The 16,548-nt window shown below is 63.6% G+C and carries 15 protein-coding genes; 9 read left to right on the top strand and 6 right to left on the bottom strand.

All coding sequences use genetic code 11. The features are described 5' to 3' along the window. Complete coding sequence (locus tag PCS43_RS26305) at positions 1-774, bottom strand: ABC transporter ATP-binding protein (protein ID WP_003945134.1); 774 nt, start codon at positions 772-774, stop codon at positions 1-3. A 262-nt stretch (positions 775-1,036) separates the two neighbouring features. On the opposite strand from PCS43_RS26305, the gene PCS43_RS26300 reads away from it, so the two are divergent. From PCS43_RS26300 to PCS43_RS26285, 4 genes are all read left to right on the top strand, one after another. Then, a complete protein-coding gene (locus tag PCS43_RS26300) occupies positions 1,037-2,599 on the top strand; it encodes a long-chain-fatty-acid--CoA ligase (protein ID WP_064444041.1) in 1,563 nt (520 codons plus the stop codon). A 22-nt stretch (positions 2,600-2,621) separates the two neighbouring features. Continuing rightward, positions 2,622-3,032 carry a YchJ family protein gene (locus tag PCS43_RS26295; protein WP_007736170.1) on the top strand — a complete coding sequence of 137 codons (411 nt, stop codon included), beginning with the start codon at positions 2,622-2,624 and terminating at the stop codon, positions 3,030-3,032. 56 nt (positions 3,033-3,088) lie between these two features. Beyond that, on the top strand, positions 3,089-3,685 hold the full coding sequence (locus PCS43_RS26290; RefSeq protein WP_007736169.1) for an AMIN-like domain-containing (lipo)protein: 597 nt from the start codon (positions 3,089-3,091) through the stop codon (positions 3,683-3,685). A gap of 92 nt (positions 3,686-3,777) precedes the next feature. Next, entirely contained in the window at positions 3,778-5,676 is a 1,899-nt protein-coding gene (locus PCS43_RS26285) for an ABC transporter ATP-binding protein (RefSeq protein ID WP_209909279.1), read from the top strand. 102 nt (positions 5,677-5,778) lie between these two features. Here the strand turns inward: PCS43_RS26285 and PCS43_RS26280 are convergent, their stop codons facing one another. Continuing rightward, positions 5,779-7,554 carry a DEAD/DEAH box helicase gene (locus tag PCS43_RS26280; protein WP_003945121.1) on the bottom strand — a complete coding sequence of 592 codons (1,776 nt, stop codon included), beginning with the start codon at positions 7,552-7,554 and terminating at the stop codon, positions 5,779-5,781. A 102-nt stretch (positions 7,555-7,656) separates the two neighbouring features. Between PCS43_RS26280 and PCS43_RS26275 the strand changes: the two genes are divergently transcribed. The 4 genes from PCS43_RS26275 (at position 7,657) to PCS43_RS26260 (ending at position 11,918) form a co-directional block, all read left to right on the top strand. Next, positions 7,657-8,484, top strand: coding sequence for a carbon-nitrogen hydrolase family protein (locus tag PCS43_RS26275; RefSeq protein ID WP_050656184.1), 828 nt, complete (start codon positions 7,657-7,659; stop codon positions 8,482-8,484). 55 nt (positions 8,485-8,539) lie between these two features. Further along, a complete protein-coding gene (locus PCS43_RS26270; RefSeq protein WP_030536915.1) occupies positions 8,540-9,166 on the top strand; it encodes a phosphoribosyltransferase in 627 nt (208 codons plus the stop codon). A gap of 126 nt (positions 9,167-9,292) precedes the next feature. Then, complete coding sequence (locus tag PCS43_RS26265; RefSeq protein WP_209909283.1) at positions 9,293-9,991, top strand: heme peroxidase; 699 nt, start codon at positions 9,293-9,295, stop codon at positions 9,989-9,991. 139 nt (positions 9,992-10,130) lie between these two features. Then, complete coding sequence (locus tag PCS43_RS26260) at positions 10,131-11,918, top strand: AMP-dependent synthetase/ligase (RefSeq protein ID WP_042450345.1); 1,788 nt, start codon at positions 10,131-10,133, stop codon at positions 11,916-11,918. Between the two features lie 56 nt (positions 11,919-11,974). Here PCS43_RS26260 and PCS43_RS26255 read toward each other — a convergent pair whose 3' ends face one another. From PCS43_RS26255 to PCS43_RS26245, 3 genes are all read right to left on the bottom strand, one after another. Then, a complete protein-coding gene (locus PCS43_RS26255; protein WP_270923133.1) occupies positions 11,975-12,883 on the bottom strand; it encodes an NAD-dependent epimerase/dehydratase family protein in 909 nt (302 codons plus the stop codon). 164 nt (positions 12,884-13,047) lie between these two features. After that, positions 13,048-14,418 (bottom strand): FAD-binding oxidoreductase, encoded by a 1,371-nt coding sequence (locus PCS43_RS26250; RefSeq protein ID WP_209909286.1) that lies wholly within the window; start codon positions 14,416-14,418, stop codon positions 13,048-13,050. Then, positions 14,415-15,116: a FadR/GntR family transcriptional regulator gene (locus tag PCS43_RS26245; protein WP_007736157.1), complete on the bottom strand. Its 702-nt coding sequence runs from the start codon at positions 15,114-15,116 to the stop codon at positions 14,415-14,417. Before PCS43_RS26245 ends, PCS43_RS26250 begins: the two co-directional genes overlap by 4 nt. 92 nt (positions 15,117-15,208) lie before the next feature. Here PCS43_RS26245 and PCS43_RS26240 point away from each other — a divergent pair, with 92 nt between their 5' ends. Beyond that, the gene (locus PCS43_RS26240) at positions 15,209-15,826 is read left to right on the top strand and encodes a cysteine hydrolase family protein (protein ID WP_030536921.1); all 618 of its coding nucleotides are present in this window, start codon (positions 15,209-15,211) and stop codon (positions 15,824-15,826) included. Positions 15,827-15,831: 5 nt separating this feature from the next. Here PCS43_RS26240 and PCS43_RS26235 read toward each other — a convergent pair whose 3' ends face one another. After that, on the bottom strand, positions 15,832-16,473 hold the full coding sequence (locus PCS43_RS26235; RefSeq protein WP_003945142.1) for an alpha/beta hydrolase: 642 nt from the start codon (positions 16,471-16,473) through the stop codon (positions 15,832-15,834). Between the last annotated feature and the right edge of the window lie 75 nt (positions 16,474-16,548).

The following is a 16,548-nucleotide window of genomic DNA, read 5'->3' as shown; positions in this document are numbered from 1 at the left end:
TCAAGCCCCGGCTTCCACGTTCACGACCGCCTGCGGAGCGTCCAGACGCTTCATCCGGTCGAGGACCGAATCCGCCGTAGGCTCGCGCAATTCGTCGACGATCTTGCCGTCCGCGAGGAACACCACCCGGTCGGCATACGCCGCTGCCCGCGGATCGTGCGTCACGATCACCACGGTCTGGTTGAACTCGTCGACGGCCGCCCGCAGGATCGAGAGCACCTCACCGGAGGACTTCGAATCGAGGTTTCCGGTCGGCTCGTCGCCGAAGATGATCTCCGGCTGACCCGCCAGCGCACGCGCACACGCCACACGCTGCTGCTGACCACCCGAGAGCTCTCCCGGCCGATGATCGAGGCGATCCCCGAGACCCAGCTTGGTCAGGACGCTGTTCAGCCAGGTCGGGTCCGCCTTGCGTCCCGCGATGTCGAGCGGCAACGTGATGTTCTCGAGCGCCGTCAGCGTCGGCACCAGGTTGAACGCCTGGAAAACGAAACCGATGCGATCGCGTCGTAATTGGGTCATCTGTTTGTCGGAAAGCGTCGTGAGTTCCGTGTCACCGATGAGAACAGAACCCGAACTGGCGGAATCCAGACCGGCGAGGCAATGCATCAGCGTCGACTTACCGGAACCGGACGGCCCCATGATCGCCGTGAACTCACCGCGGGCGAAATCTGCGGACACCGAACTGAGGGCGTGCACCTGGGTATCTCCGGTGCCGTAGGTCTTGGACAGGCCGACTGCGCGGGCCGCGACATCCTGGGCGTGCGAACTCATGATCGCCTTTCCTGTTCACTTCGGTGCTACTTTGCGGGCGTGACGGGCGCCCGTGAAAACACGGACGCCCGCAATGGTTGGTTCCATCCTGTCGGGTGGCGGGCGCGCCCGCCATCGGGGACCACCCTGATATCTGCGGCCGAGCCGGTCAGGGTGGGTGGAATGCGACCCCTCCTGCTTGTGCGCATTGATTGGAAACAGCGATACGAAGACCGGGCGCACATTAACCTTGTGACACCAATCACACGAGAGAGGCGGCCGAATGTCCGACGCCACCGCTGGAATCATTTTCGATCGGCTAGAGCACTGGGCGACGGTCAAGCCTGATCAAGCAGCGATGACCTTCCAAGGGACCGAATTCACGTGGGCTCAGTGGCGGGACCGCATCTTGTGTATCGCCGCCGCCCTCGCCGAATCAGGCATCGGTGCCGGCGACACTGTCGCGTTCGTCGACAAGAATCATCTGTCCTGTCTCGAAGTCACCTACGCCGCCTCACTACTCGGCGCCGCGAATGTCGTTCCCAACTGGCGACTTTCGAGCGAAGAGCTGGATTACGTCCTCGCGGACTGTGGCGCTCGCATTCTGTTCGTCGGCAGCGAACTACTCCCCCAGGTCGTCGCGATGCGAGACCGCTTGACGGCCGTCGAATCGATCTTCGCCGTCGGCGGTGAACACGACGAATTCGAGCCGTGGATCGACGAGGTCACACCGCTGCACGCCCGCCCCGAGGTGAGCCCCGATGCCACCGCTCTGGTTCTCTACAGTTCCGGGACGACCGGTCGCCCCAAGGGTGTCCAGCTCACGCATCGAAACCTGTTCGCGCACAGCAACAATGTCCTCGAAATCCTGCCGGCCCACGAGGATCACCGATTCTTGATCGCGATGCCGATGTTCCACGTCGGCGGAACGTGCTACGCCATCATGGCAATTCACACCGGTGGCCGCTGTTACTTCACGAGAGAAGCCGACGGACCGTCGATCTTCGCCGGCCTCGCCGCCGGAGCCAACATCGCCTTTCTCGTCCCACCGGTCATTGCCGGAGTCCTGGCCGCAGGCGAGCAGGCGGTCGCCGCCTTCAAAGCATTCAAACGCATCACCTACGGCGCCGCCCCCATGCCGCTCCCACTGTTGCGCGCGGCACTCGCAGCGTGGCCGGACACCGAATTCGTGCAGGTCTACGGCATGACCGAAATGGCAGGCGTCATTACCGCGTTGATGCCGGACGTTCACCGCGACGAGTCGCAGGTCGAGCGCATGGCATCGGCAGGTACGGCGATCCCCGGCGTCGAGATGCGCGTGGTGGACCCCGTCACGCTCGAGGACGTGCCCACCGGAACGACCGGTGAACTGTGGTGGCGATCCGAACAGTGCACACCCGGATACCTGGGTAAGCCCGAGGCGACGGCCGAAACGATTACCGCAGACGGGTGGCTGCGTAGCGGCGACATGGGCCGCGCCGACTCCGACGGCTTCGTCTTCATCGAGGACCGCCTCAAGGACATGATCATCACCGGCGGCGAGAACGTCTACTCCCCCGAGATCGAACGAGTACTGGTGGAGCATCCGGCAATCGCCGAGGTCGCGGTCATCGGCGTTCCCGACGACCGTTGGGGTGAAACCGTCAAGGCTGTCGTGGTTCTCACTGCCGAAGCGCAGATCGACGAAGCCGAACTGATCACCTATACACAGGAACGCCTCGCAAAGTTCAAGTGCCCGACCAGTATCGACGTCGTCGAGATTCTTCCCCGCAATCCCACCGGAAAGATCCTCAAACGCGACCTCCGCAAACCGTACTGGGAGAACCGCGAACACAAACTGGTCTGAATTCGCGTGCTGTAATGGGGCGGTGACTTCGCGCCGCCCCACCACACCCAATCCGACCGATCCGTGCCCGTGCGGCAGCGGCAACGCGTTGGCCGAATGCTGCGGCAAGTACATCAGCGGAGTAGCGCACGCACCGACCGCCGAAACCCTGATGCGTTCGCGTTACACGGCTTTCGCTGTGATGGACGACGAATATCTCACGCAGACTTGGCATCCCGACCATCGCCCAGCCCAACTCGATCTCGACCCCGACCAGAAATGGCTCCGGTTGGAGATCCTGGACACCGAACGGGGCGGGCTGTTCGATTCCGACGGCGTCGTGGAATTTCGCGCTCACTACACATTCGGACGCGAGCGGGGAATGCTCCACGAACGCAGTCGATTTGCGCGAACAGAGGGTAAGTGGCTCTATGTCGACGGCGATATCGGTTAGGTAACTCCGGGCACCGCCGCCGCGGATCCCGATAACGCGAGCCCTACGATCGAGTCATGACAACGAACCGGACGAGATCATTTGCCGCTGTCGCTGCCATCGCAGTGGGCGTGAGCCTGACTGCCTGTTCGCAGGACGCGGAGACCACTCCCACGGCAGCCACCTCGGCCGTCACCTCGACCTCGACCTCGAGTGCAGCAGCGTCGACCACAGAACCAGTCCCGACGGACAGCTCCGACAAGACGTCGGCTGCGGGCACCGAATCCAAGCTCACCGTCGTCGACATCCGAGTGGGCGAGCACGACGGATTCGATCGTGTCGTCTACGAAATGGGTGGAACCGGCACACCCGGTTGGCGCGTCAAGTACGTCGACGCGGCGACGCAGGAAGGCAGCGGTAAGCCCGTGGACATCAAGGGTGCCGCAGTGATCCAGGTCCTAATCGACGGTTCCGCATATCCCTTCGACAGCGGAGTCGAGCAGTACTCCGGCCCCAACCCGGTCCCCGGCGTCGGCGGAGTCGTGACCGAGGTCAACGGGTCCAACGTCTTCGAGGGAGTCACGCAGTCGTTCATCGGCGTGACCGAGAAGCAGCCGTTCACGGTCACGACGCTCAGCGACCCTCCTCGCGTGGTGGTCGACGTGGCCCGCTGAGGCCGCACTTGACCTGAAGTTTGGTTGAGGTTCTACCTTCGTGTCGTACCGGCCACGTAATCTTCGTGGCCGGCGACCGGAGGGGCGAAGTCATGAGTATGGAAGTCACCGCGTGGAACGCGATGTACAACGCGATGCACGCGCAAGAAGATCGGCGCCCGTTCTCGAAGGCGACACTGAAGCGGATCGCGACGTTCGCAGTTCCACAGAAACGCAACCTCAGCTGGTACCTCGTACTGAGTGTCGTCACTGCTGCGCTTGCCGTGGCAACACCTGTCCTGGCCGGGCGCGTGGTCAACGCGATAGTCGGCGGCGACGCCGTCGACGTGGTCGTCAAACTTGCCGCCCTGATCGCACTGGTTGCACTTCTCGAAGCCGCTCTGGGACTGTTGACCCGGTGGCTCTCGGCCAGCATCGGCGAAGACCTGATCCTGCATCTGCGCACCACCGTCTTCGATCACGTCCAGAAGATGCCCATCGCGTTCTTCACCAGAACTCGAACCGGAGCACTGGTCAGCCGTCTCAACAACGACGTCATCGGCGCTCAGCGCGCCTTCAGCGACACCTTGTCCGGAGTGGTCAGCAATCTGGTCACCCTGGTGATCACGCTGATCGTCATGCTCGGGATCTCCTGGCAGATCACCGTCCTCGCGCTGCTACTTCTCCCGATCTTCGTCATCCCCGCACGGCGCATGGGCGCAAAACTTGCAGCACTCAATCGTGAAGCAGCCAACCATAATTCGCTCATGAGCACCCAGATGACGGAGCGGTTCTCCGCTCCCGGCGCGACTCTGGTCAAGCTGTTCGGCCGCCCGTCGCAAGAATCTGCGGAGTTCGCGGTTCGCGCCAGGCGTGTGCGCAACATCGGAGTCCGGACCGCAATGCTGCAGTCCGTCTTCGTCACAGCGCTGACGCTGGTCTCGGCCCTTGCTCTTGCCCTCGTCTACGGACTCGGCGGTTTCTACGCGCTGCGCGGACAGTTGGACGCAGGCGCCGTCGTGGCGATGGCATTGTTGTTGACGCGGCTGTACTCGCCGTTGACCGCACTGGCCAGCGCCCGGGTGGACGTCATGAGCGCCCTGGTCAGCTTCGAGCGGGTATTCGAGATTCTCGATCTGGCGCCGCTCATCACCGAGAAGCCCGATGCACGCACGGTGCCGCAGGGACCGGTGTCCGTCGAGTTCAAGAACGTCACTTTTGCATACCCATCCGCGGACAAGGTGTCTCTCGCGTCCCTGGAGGAAGTCGCGATCCTCGACACCCGCGGCGGCGAGGACGTGTTGCACAACCTGTCGTTCCGCACCGAAGCAGGACAGATGGTCGCCCTGGTCGGCACGTCCGGTGCCGGAAAGTCGACCGTGGCGCAGATGATTCCCCGCCTCTACGACATCGACTCCGGATCGGTCGAACTGGGCGGTGTCGACGTCCGAGACCTCAGTACCGATTCCATCCGGGAGACCGTCGGCATGGTCACGCAGGACGGGCACCTGTTCCACGAGAGCCTTCAATCCAACCTGCTCCTCGCGCGACCGGATGCCACCGAAGAAGATCTGCGTGAGGTTCTGGAGCGCGCACGGCTCACCGACCTGGTTGCGTCGCTACCCGACGGATTGGAGACGGTGGTGGGTGAACGCGGATACCGCCTCTCGGGCGGCGAGCGTCAACGCCTGACCATCGCACGCCTGCTCCTGGCCCAGCCTCGCGTCGTCATCTTGGACGAGGCCACCGCGCATCTCGACTCGACGTCGGAAGCTGCGGTTCAGGAAGCACTCGGCGAAGCACTCGCCGGGCGGACTGCGGTGGTGATCGCTCACCGATTGTCGACGATCCGTTCCGCGGACCTGATCCTTGTCGTCGAGGCAGGCCAGATCGTCGAGCGCGGCAACCATGAGGAACTGCTCGCGCGCGGCGGCCGCTACGCCGAGTTGTACCGCACGCAGTTCGACACCAACGCCCGGAAGAACGGCGCCCTCGCACCGACGCCGATCTGATACCGCGCAGCGCCTTGCCCACACACACAGAAAACAGGCGCTGTCCTCCTCGCGGAGGGCAGCGCCTGTTTCAGTCTTCATGACAGTCGTTGAAGCTGTAGGTCAGTCGTTGTAGCGATCGCGTCCGCCACCGCGGCGGTCGTCACGTCCACCACGATCGTCCCGGCCACCACGGTCGCCACGGCCACTCGGACGTCCCTGCGGCGGCCCGAAATCAGGCTGCAGCTGGATCAGGACGCCGGAGATACGTGTGCGACGCAAAGCTTCGAGAGTCTCGTTGGAGAGGTCGGCCGGCAGCTCGACGATGCTGTGATCCGGGCGAATGCTGATGTGCCCGAAGTCGCTTCGACGAAGCCCACCCTCGTTGGCGATGGCACCGACGATGGCACCCGGAACGACGCGGTGACGCTTGCCGACTGCAATGCGGTACGCGGCCAGCTCCTGGCCCTCGGGCCCACGCGAGCGCGGGGCCGGGCCATCGTCGAAACGACGGGGAGGACGTGGTTCACGAGGCTCGCGCTCACGACGCGGCGGTGCCGGCGGCTCGGGAGAAAGCAAGAATGCTTCGCCGTCGCGCGACTGCAACGCCAGAGCGGCAGCGATGTCGATGAGCGGAACGTCGTGTTCCTGGTCGTAGTCCTCGATCATCTTGCGGAACATCGCGAGATTCTCCGAGGCCAGGCTCTCGGTGATGGAGTCACCGAACTTGGCCACGCGCTGGGCGTTGACGTCGTCGACACTGGGAAGCTGCATCTCCGCAAGCGGCTGACGGGTCGCCTTCTCGATGGACTTGAGCAGATGACGCTCACGCGGGGCGACGAACAGCAACGCGTCACCCTGACGACCGGCGCGGCCGGTACGACCGATGCGGTGGACGTACGACTCCGTGTCATGCGGGATGTCGTAGTTGACGACGTGGGAGATTCGATCCACGTCGAGGCCTCGAGCGGCAACGTCGGTCGCGACAAGGATGTCGAGGGCGCCGTTCTTGAGCTGACCGATGGTCCGCTCACGCTGTGCCTGGACGATGTCACCGTTGATCGCGGCAGCCGAGTGCCCGCGGGCCCGCAGCTTCTCCGCCAGGTCTTCGGTGGCCTGCTTGGTACGGACGAAGATGATCATCGCCTCGAATGCCTCGACCTCGAGGACTCGGGTCAGTGCATCGAGCTTGCGCTGATGAGCAACCTGAATGTAGCGCTGCGTGATGTTCGAGGCGGTCGACGTCTTGGACTTGACGGTGATCTCGACCGGATTGTTCAGGTACTGCTTCGAGATCCGGCGAATCGAGCCGGGCATCGTTGCGGAGAACAGGGCGACCTGCTTGTCGCCGGGGGTGTCGCGGAGGATGCGCTCGACGTCCTCCTGGAACCCCATCTTGAGCATCTCGTCGGCCTCGTCGAGAACGAGGTACTTGAGATTGGTCAGATCCAGGGTGCCCTTTTCGAGATGGTCGATGACACGACCCGGGGTACCGACGACGACGTGTGCGCCGCGGCGCAGGCCCGACAGCTGGACTCCGTAGCTCTGGCCACCGTAGATCGGCAGCACGTTGAGTCCGGGGATGTGCGCGGAGTACTTGCCGAATGCCTCGGCAACCTGAAGCGCCAGCTCACGCGTGGGAGCAAGCACCAGCGCCTGGGTCTGCTTGATCGACGTGTCGATCCGCGACAGGACTGGAACTGCGAAGGCTGCGGTCTTGCCGGTACCGGTCTGTGCGAGACCGACGACGTCCTTGCCTTCGAGCAGCGGCGGAATGGTGGCAGCCTGAATGGGCGAGGGCGACTCGTAGCCCACGTCTGACAGTGCCTTCAGTACCCGATCATCGATGTCGAGGTCGGCAAATGTTGGGGGTTCGGGGTCACGCTCAATATCACTCATTTGACCAGCAGTTTAGCGGATAGAGTATAGACACGACGACATACCGGGGGTGCTTTTACGACAGATCCACCCTCCCAGCGGGTTTCGCCTAGCGTAGGAAGCATGACCGAAGCCACCGCAGCCACCCCCTCCCAGACCGTTGTCGCGATTGCCCAATTCGCCCCGGGGACGGACAAGAAAGCCAACCTCGAATCACTGCGATCACTGGCTTCCGATGCAGCAGCACGCGGCGCGAAAGTTGTCGTGGCGCCGGAATACTCGATGTTCACCGCACCGAAGACGGATGAGCGTTTGATCGAGTCCGCGGAGGACCTGGACGGCGAATTCGGTTCGGCGCTGGCGTCGGTCGCCGCGGAGTTCGGAATCTTCCTCGTGGCAGGAATGAACGAGCGGATCGACGACGTGAGCAGAATCTCCAACACCCTCGTCGCGATGGACCCGAACGGCGAACTGGTGGCGACCTACCGGAAACTGCATCTTTACGACGCTTTCGGTTACCAGGAGTCGGCCGTGATCCGCGCGGGCGAGATCACCGAACCGCAGACTTTCGGGTGCGACGGCCTGACCTTCGGCCTCCAGACCTGCTACGACCTGCGCTTCCCGGAAGTCACCCGGCGCATCGTCGACGTCGGCGCAGACATCTTGCTCCTGCCCGCCCAGTGGGTGCCGGGGCCGCTCAAGGAAGACCACTGGACCACTCTCGTGCGCGCCCGGGCCATCGAGAACACGATGTACATCGCAGCGGCAGATCAGAGCGCGCGCGGCGGCGCGGGTGCCAGCATGATCGTCGACCCGATGGGCGTCGTGATGTGTTCACTTGGCGAGCAGGTCGGGGTCGCCACCGCACTCGTTTCGGCTGCTCGCATCGCCGAGGTACGCGAGAAGAATCCCGCTCTCGCGCTGCGGAGGTTCACAGTCTCGTCGCGGTGACCTGCAGCGAGTAGCGTCGAACTGGTCGGGGTTCGAGCTTCTCGAGGACAACGCAGTGACCCAGTATCGGGATCGATCTTCCGCCGGCAGATTTCTGGCCGGGCGGCTCGAGACCTTGCGTATCGACAAGCCCGTCGTTCTCGGACTCCCGCGCGGCGGAGTTCCGGTCGCAGCCGAGGTGGCTGCGGCACTGAACGCTCCGCTCGACATCGTGGTGGTGCGCAAGCTCGGCAGTCCGTACAACCCGGAACTGGCGATGGGCGCCATCGGTGAGGGCGGCGTGCGGGTCCTCAACCACGACGTCATCGCAGCGGTTCGCGTCTCGAAAAGAGAACTCGTCGCCGTCGAACGCGACGAGCGAACCGAATTGGAACGGCGGGCGCATCTCCTGCGCGAGGGGCGGACCCCGGTTTCCCTCCACGGACGCACTGCGGTGATCGTCGACGACGGAATGGCTACGGGCGCGAGTGCCGCCGTTGCCTGCCGATGCGCGCGCACCGCGGGTGCTGCCGCCGTGATCGTCGCTGTCCCAGTAGCGTCCCCCGAAGCCATGAGAGTGATCGCGTGCTCCGCCGATCGGGTCGTCTGCCCCTTCGTTCCTGCCCTGTTAGGCGGCGTCGGTGCTGCATTCGAGGACTTTCATCAACTCAGCGACGACGAAGTGCTGTCCTTCCTCGCCTGAGTGCACACCTCTCCAGCCTGAGCACAGTCCAAGAGATCTCTGAGAATTTGTGATGTGTGCAACATTTCGCTCCTCGGTGCCGATAGCCCAAATGGAACAAAAAGAATTCGGCTTTCTGGAGGAACCGTGACCATCTCGACCGATACCGTCGACGCCGTCGCAGCTGCGTGCCGTGACCGCCTGGGCGACCCTTCCGCCTGGGTTGCGTCAGACGCTTATCGACAGAGCCTCGCCCTGTGCATCATCGAATCCGTTCAGTCCACGTCGGGTCACAGCGAAGTGACCGTCGTCGATCGCTACCTGGCGTACCGGAAAGCCCGCGAGGACAAACCCGTCACGGATGGCGCACGTGAACTACTCCGCACCTTCGAGGAAGCCGGCAGTTCGGACCAGTGGGCAGGCAAGATCGGCTCGTACAAGCGTCGCTACACGGCGACAGGTGTCCCGATCGAGGCACGGCACATCCAACAGGTCGCCGAGAAACTCCATCACTTGCGGATCAACAGCGTCGAGGACCTGCTGTCGGCCGCCGATTCCGACAACGCTCTCGAAGCCGTTCACCATGCCTGGGTGGACGCGTGCGGAGACGGTTCCGAAGTGACCTGGGCCCACCTGTTGATGTTGGCCGGAATTCCGCACACCGATCTGGGGACCGCTGCCGACACCTTCATCAGCGCGACACTCGGCACCGCCGAGTTGCCGGGAGACACCTCGGAGATCCTTGCAGCTACTGCAGAGCAACTCGGAGTGGATCCGGACCGATTGGACTACGCAATTCGGCGGTGGCTGTCCGTGCACGGTCGCACGCTCCAACACGTCGCCTGAGTACCTATAAACAGGCGGTCACACTAAACTGCAGGTCAGCGCCCGACCAGTTCTACCGAATAGTAACGACAGTGCAAAATGACGACTAATGTGATGCAATGCACATCAGAAATGTCAGTAGTCACTGGAGGGGTCAATAGTGCGCGAGTTCTCAGTTCCACAGTCGTTCTCAATTCCGGAGAACGTATCCATGGCCGACTCCGTGTTCCGTCACGCCGAAGAAGACCCCACATTCGTGCCGTTCAAGAGGCCGTCGAACGGTGGATGGGTCGACGTCACTGCAGCTGAATTCGCGAAGCAGGTCTCCGCAGTTGCCAAGGGCCTGATCGCGTCAGGTGTCGAGCTCGGCGACCGCGTCGCTATCCTGTCAGCGACTCGCTACGAGTGGGTCGTTCTCGACTACGCCATCTGGACTGCAGGCGGATGCACCGTCGCGATCTACGAGACCTCCTCCCCTGATCAGGCGCAGTGGATCCTCGAGGATTCAGCTACAACACTTCTGGTCGTCGAAACGGCCAAGCACGCGGAGACTCACAAGGAAGTCACCGACGGCGCAGAAGCCCTCCGCGAGGTTCTTGTCATCGAGTCGGGTGCGATCGACGAGCTGTCCAGTCGCGGTTCGGCAATCACCGACGAAGAACTGCACACTCGTCGTCACCAGGTCACCGCTGCCTCGCCCGCGACCCTGATCTACACCTCCGGTACCACCGGACGCCCCAAGGGTGTCCAGCTGACGCACTCCAACTTCTACGCCGAGTCCAACGCCTGCCGCCTGGCGATGCCGGAGTCCATGGTCCCCGGCAAGAAGACTCTGATGTTCCTGCCGCTTGCCCACGTATTCGCGCGAGCGATCTCCTTCGGCGCTTTCGACGCCAAGGTCACCGTCGCCCACACGTCGGACCTGACGACGCTGCTCGAGCAGTTCGCCGGCTTCAAGCCCAACTTCATCCTCTCGGTGCCCCGCGTGTTCGAGAAGGTGTACAACTCGGCTCGCCAGAAGGCAGTCGACGGCGGTAAGGGCAGCATCTTCGACAAGGCTGCTGCCACCGCCATCGAATACAGCGAATCCCTCGAAAAGGGTGGCCCCGGACTGGCACTCAAGCTCAAGCACGCGGTATTCGACAAGCTCGTCTACTCGAAGTTGCGCGCAGCTCTGGGTGGCGAGTGCGAGCGTGCAGTCTCCGGTGGCGCAGCCCTCGGCGCGCGCCTCGGCCACTACTTCCGCGGCGTCGGCATCCCGATCTACGAGGGCTACGGACTCACGGAGACCAGCGCCGCAATCACCGTCAACACCTCGAGCGCGCAGCGCGTCGGCACCGTCGGCAAGCCGATCAACGGCCATGCAGCACGGATCGCCGAGGACGGCGAACTCCTCCTGCAGGGCCCGGTCGTGTTCGCCGGCTACTGGCACAACGAGAAGGCCACTGCCGAATCCATCGTCGACGGCTGGTTCCACACCGGCGACCTCGGCTCGATCGACAACGAGGGCTACGTCTCCATCACCGGACGCAAGAAGGAAATCATCGTCACCGCGGGCGGCAAGAACGTCGCACCGGCAGGCCTCGAAGATTCCCTGCGCGCGCACGCTCTGATCAGCCAGTGCCTCGTCGTCGGCGACGGTCAGCCGTTCATCGGTGCACTGATCACCCTCGATCCGGAGACTCTGCCCGGTTGGGTCGAGCGCAACGGCCTGCCCGCCGGCACCCCGATTGCCGATCTGGTGAAGAACGCCGACCTGATCGCCGAGATCGACTCGGCCGTTGCCGACGCGAACAAGAAGGTCTCCAACCCCGAGCAGATCAAGAAGTACACGATCCTCGAGGTCGACTTCACCCAGGAGACCGGTGAATTGACGCCGACGCTCAAGCTCAAGCGCAACATCATTCACGAAGCTCACAAGACCAAGATCAGCGACCTGTACGCCTGATCGATCGTCTTTCACGAGTCTGGCCCGGTTCGAATGCGAACCGGGCCAGACTCGTTTCACTGTCCGGCGGAGAGTAGTTCCTTTTCGATCTCGGATGGAAGGCCGTGCACCGCACGATCCTCCCGCTGAGTCGGCAGAGTTTCCCGCTGCATCCACTCCCAGGTATCGCGCACGGTGTCTTCGACGGGCCGGCACCGCAGCCCTGCTTGCCCCGCCTTGGCGGTGTCGGCTTCGAGGAAGCCCGCGAACTCGCCCTCTTGCGGAACCCAACACGGAAGTTGTGTCCACGGCTGCACTCCCGCAGCGGCCAGCCTGTCCTCGTCGATCCACACGAGTTCAGCGTCCGAACCGGTGGCATCCACGCACGCCTGGAGGAGCCCGGAGGTAGTGGTGTGGCCGGACGGGCTGATGACGTCGTATGCCCCGCTGATCCCGGCGGCCAGTCCGGCCAGGACAAAGGTTGCGATGTCGCGGGCATCGACGTACTGCAACGGTCTGGTCGGCACTCCGGGAGCAACGACACGTCCGCCCGCCGCGATACGCTGCAGCCACCACGGCAACCGCCCGATGTCCTCGCGCGGGCCGAGGATCAACCCTGCCCTCGCGAGTAACGCGTCCGGGAAGGATTCCAGGACAGCGAGTTCGGCCCCGCGTTTGGCGGACGCGTAATCGCTGTAGTCATCGGAGGTCGCAGATGCGGCCACCACTGGTGAGGTCTCGTCTACGTGCAAGCCCCATTGGTAGACGGATCCACTGGAGATGTATGCGTACCGGTCGACGTGACCGAGTAAGACGCGCGCATTTTCCCCGATCACTCGGGGGCTACCCGACCAGGTGTCGACGACAAGATCCCATCGACGATCACCGAGCGCATCAACCATCGCACGCTGATCGGTGCGATCCGCAAACAGGACCTCCGCTGTAGGTGGTGGCGCTCCGGTGAGCCCACGATGGAGCACTGTCACCTCCCAGCCCGGACCAAAGCGTCATCGACGAGAGCGTGGCCGAGGAACCGTGTTCCTCCGAGCATCAACAGCTTCATGAGGGCCATCGTCACTTGAAAAGCGTCGTGCGGCAACACGTTCGTCTGGTAGCGCAATTTCCGGCGACTGAGGCACGGACGAACCGCTCAGATACCTCGTCCGGGATTGAGAACGTTCTTCGGATCGAATGCGGCCTTGACTGCAAGCATCATTTCGCGTTCGGTCTGGCCGACCATGTCCGCCATGTACGGCGCTTTGAGAACCCCGATACCGTGTTCACCGCTGATCGTTCCGCCCAACGCCAGTGCGCCGGCAACGATGTCGTCGAAAGCTCCGCGCGCACGATCCTGCGCACCCGATTCGGCAGCGTCGAACACGATGGTCGGGTGGAGATTGCCGTCGGCGGCGTGACCGAAGGTTCCGATCGTGACGCCGTGGCGATCGGCCGCTTCACGAATGCATTCCAACACGGACGGCAACGCCGGCACCGGCACCGCGACGTCGTCGAGAAGTACCGTGCCCAACGCCTCGAGAGCCGGCAAGGCCATGCGGCGCGCGGCGGTGAACTCTTCACCTTCCACCGGATCGTCGGTGTGGAAAACCTCTCGGGCCCCGGCGCTTTCGCACGCCGCGGCGCAGTCCGCTGCCTCGGCGGCCGCCGACCTACCGTCGCACTGGATGAGCAGCATCGCCCCGGCCGATTCGTCCAGCCCCATCTTGGTCAGCCGATTGACGGCGCCGATGGTGACGTCGTCCATCAACTCCATCTGACACGGTTCGGCCACCGCCGACACGGCGAGGACGGCATCGATCGCGGACTCCGCGGAATCGAAGAAGGCGACCACAGTGGTCGCGGCAGTGGGCGCCGTACGCAACCGCATCGTGGCTTCGACGATGACCGCGAGAGTGCCCTCCGACCCGACGAGCAGATGTGTCAGGTCCAGCCCCGCAACGTTTTTGCGCGTCCGTGCACCGGTACGGATCACACGCCCGTCGGCGAGTACCGCCGTCAGGGCCGCAACGTGATCACCGGTGACGCCGTACTTGGCGCAACAGATGCCGCCTGCATTTGTCGCCAGGTTGCCGCCGATACTCGAGATGGACCGGCTTCCCGGATCCGGTACGTACCAAAGTCCCTGCTGTGCAGCAGCTTCCGCCAGGTCACCGTTGATCACTCCAGGCTCCACCGTGGCGGTGCGCGCGGCAGGATCGATCTCGCGAATGCGATCCATGCCCGCGACGCTCAAGACGATGCATCCGTCGAGTGCGTTGGCGGCGCCGGCCAACCCGGTACCTGCCCCTCGTGTCACCACGGGAACGGAGAGTTCGTGCGCCACCGTCATGACCGCAACGACGTCGTCGACCGTCTTCGCCTTGACCAGCGCGGCGGGCCTTCCGGCTGCGGTGAGCAGTGATTGATCCCGGACGTACGCGCCCATTCGGTCGGGATCGGTTGTCGCCCTGTCCCCCACCGCTTTCTGCAAGCGTTCATCCAACAGATCGATACTCGTGGTCATTGTGTTCGTCCTTCGTAGAATCCGCGCACATGGCGCTCGACCAAAACGGCGGCCTCGTCAGCTGCGCCGCGCTCGATCGCGTCAGCGATACCCTCGTGCTCTGCCAACAGTGCGCCGAGCGTGGCCGCCGAGTTCTCGCGCGAGTCGAGTTCACTCAGCAGGTAGCCGGCGATACTGTCGCGGAGAACCGTCATGACCAACCCGAACGCCTTGTTCCCGCCGGCTCCGGCCAGCGCAACGTGAAAGTCGACATCGGCGTCGTGGAATGCGACCGAGTCGTCGGCAAGGGTTGCGACGCGCATCCGCTCGATCGCATCCCGGGCGCCGTTCGGCACCGCGACGACGGTGCGCAGCGCAGCAGCTTCGAGCAGCACTCGCAATTCGACAAGATCGCCCAATGGAACTGCCCCCACCTGCAACGCCGTGCTGAGAGCTGTGGCCGCGGAATCGGCCGTATGCTCGTGCGTCACCCGAGGCCTGGCAGTAGAAGTGGTGTCCGCGCCGGTCAACAATCCCTGCGCTTGCAGGACCCGAAGCGCCTCACGGACCGTCGATCGACCCACCGAGAACGTCTGCGCGAGTTCCTGTTCGGTCGGCAATGCCTCACCGACGGGAAGCGAGCCGTCGAGAATGGCAGCACGGATTCTTCCCGACACGGCAAGGCTGAGCGGCATGCGCGACAACGGAGTCGTATCCATGCCGCGACGCTACCACCCCTTGCCTGCTTGTCTGACAAACTGTTTAATTGAGGAGATTCGTGACCCGGACCACAACAGAGAAGGTGCCGACCATGACCGACAAGCTCGAATTGGATCCCGCGACCACCGCCGTCGTGCTCATCGAGTACCAGAACGACTTCACCACCGAGGGCGGTGTCCTCCACGAGGCCGTCGCACCAGTCATGGAATCGAACGGACTCCTCGCGAACACCGCCGCGCTGGTCGATGCGGCCCGTGCGGCGGGTGTCACCGTGATGCACGCACCGATCACCTTCGCCGAGGGGTACAACGAAATCACCTCGCATCCGTACGGAATCCTCAAGGGCGTCGTCGACGGAAAGGCCTTCGTGAAAGGTTCGTGGGGCGCCGCTATCGTCGACGACCTCACTCCGAAAGACGGCGACATCGTCATCGAGGGCAAGCGCGGACTCGACACTTTTGCCAGCACCAACCTCGATTTCATTCTGCGCAGCAAAGGAATTCGCACGATACTTCTCGGCGGTTTCCTGACCAACTGCTGCGTCGAATCGACCATGCGCACCGGATACGAGAACGGCTACCGGGTCATCACACTCACCGATTGTGTAGCCGGAACTTCGGTCGCCGAACACGAGAACGCGATCACCTACGACTACCCGATGTTCTCGCACCCCGTCACGTCGAAAGAGGTGCTCGGCGCGCTCTCCTGAGAGGACTACCTGGAATGCGCGAGAAGGAATTCACGGCTGACGTTGGTGACACTGGCGTGAACCTTCTCGTGCAGCAGGTCGTGACCGGCGTCCTCGAACTCGCGCATCTCGACGTTGCGCAGCGTCCGCGCCCAGTCCCGGACGGGATCGACCGGGGCGATCCGGTCGTCGGTACCGTGAACGACCAAAACCGGGATGCCCGCGTCGGAGAGTTCCGCCCACCCGTGTTGCTCGACCGCGCTGCGCGGGATGCCGCACAGCACTGCGGAGGCAAAATCGTGATCGCGATGAGCCAGCATCGTCAGCGCCGTCACGGCACCTAACGAATGACCCATCACCGCCTGCGGAACTTCGGGCAGTTCCGCCAAGGCGATGTCAGCCAGCGCGGCTGCATCGGCAGCAAGATCGGAGAGCGGAGCCCCGACTCCCGGATCACCCTCCGACAAACCGTGCCCGGTGTGATCGATCGCCCACACGTCGATCCCCGACGCCGTCATTGCGCCCGCGAAGCGGTGATACTGGCCGCTGTGCTGGCCGAGACCGTGCAGAAAGACCAGTGACACCGTGGGCACCGCACCCCCTGCCGCCGGCCAATGCCGAAAGTGCACCTGACCGGTTCGTCCGTCGAAGAAAGGCATGATCGTCATTCTGCACGCCGCTACCGATATCCGCGGCTGGTGAGCGATTACTGGTGGGTTGCCTTGTCGGTGAGCGATGGCACA

Origin of the sequence: Rhodococcus sp. C-2 (genome assembly GCF_027854095.1) — a bacterium.
Taxonomy (GTDB): Bacteria; Actinomycetota; Actinomycetes; order Mycobacteriales; family Mycobacteriaceae; genus Rhodococcus_F; species Rhodococcus_F qingshengii.
This window is presented reverse-complemented; position numbering and strand designations above follow the sequence as displayed.

Excerpts from the sequence above, each read along its gene's own strand:
- PCS43_RS26275 (WP_050656184.1), top strand. The coding sequence starts at position 7,657 with ATGACCGAAGCCACCGCAGCCACCCCCTCCCAGACCGTTGTCGCGATT.
- PCS43_RS26300 (WP_064444041.1), top strand. The coding sequence starts at position 1,037 with ATGTCCGACGCCACCGCTGGAATCATTTTCGATCGGCTAGAGCACTGG.
- PCS43_RS26280 (WP_003945121.1), bottom strand. The coding sequence starts at position 7,554 with ATGAGTGATATTGAGCGTGACCCCGAACCCCCAACATTTGCCGACCTC.
- PCS43_RS26285 (WP_209909279.1), top strand. The coding sequence starts at position 3,778 with ATGAGTATGGAAGTCACCGCGTGGAACGCGATGTACAACGCGATGCAC.
- PCS43_RS26240 (WP_030536921.1), top strand. The coding sequence starts at position 15,209 with ATGACCGACAAGCTCGAATTGGATCCCGCGACCACCGCCGTCGTGCTC.
- PCS43_RS26290 (WP_007736169.1), top strand. The coding sequence starts at position 3,089 with ATGACAACGAACCGGACGAGATCATTTGCCGCTGTCGCTGCCATCGCA.
- PCS43_RS26245 (WP_007736157.1), bottom strand. The coding sequence starts at position 15,116 with ATGGATACGACTCCGTTGTCGCGCATGCCGCTCAGCCTTGCCGTGTCG.
- PCS43_RS26250 (WP_209909286.1), bottom strand. The coding sequence starts at position 14,418 with ATGACCACGAGTATCGATCTGTTGGATGAACGCTTGCAGAAAGCGGTG.
- PCS43_RS26235 (WP_003945142.1), bottom strand. The coding sequence starts at position 16,473 with ATGACGATCATGCCTTTCTTCGACGGACGAACCGGTCAGGTGCACTTT.
- PCS43_RS26305 (WP_003945134.1), bottom strand. The coding sequence starts at position 774 with ATGAGTTCGCACGCCCAGGATGTCGCGGCCCGCGCAGTCGGCCTGTCC.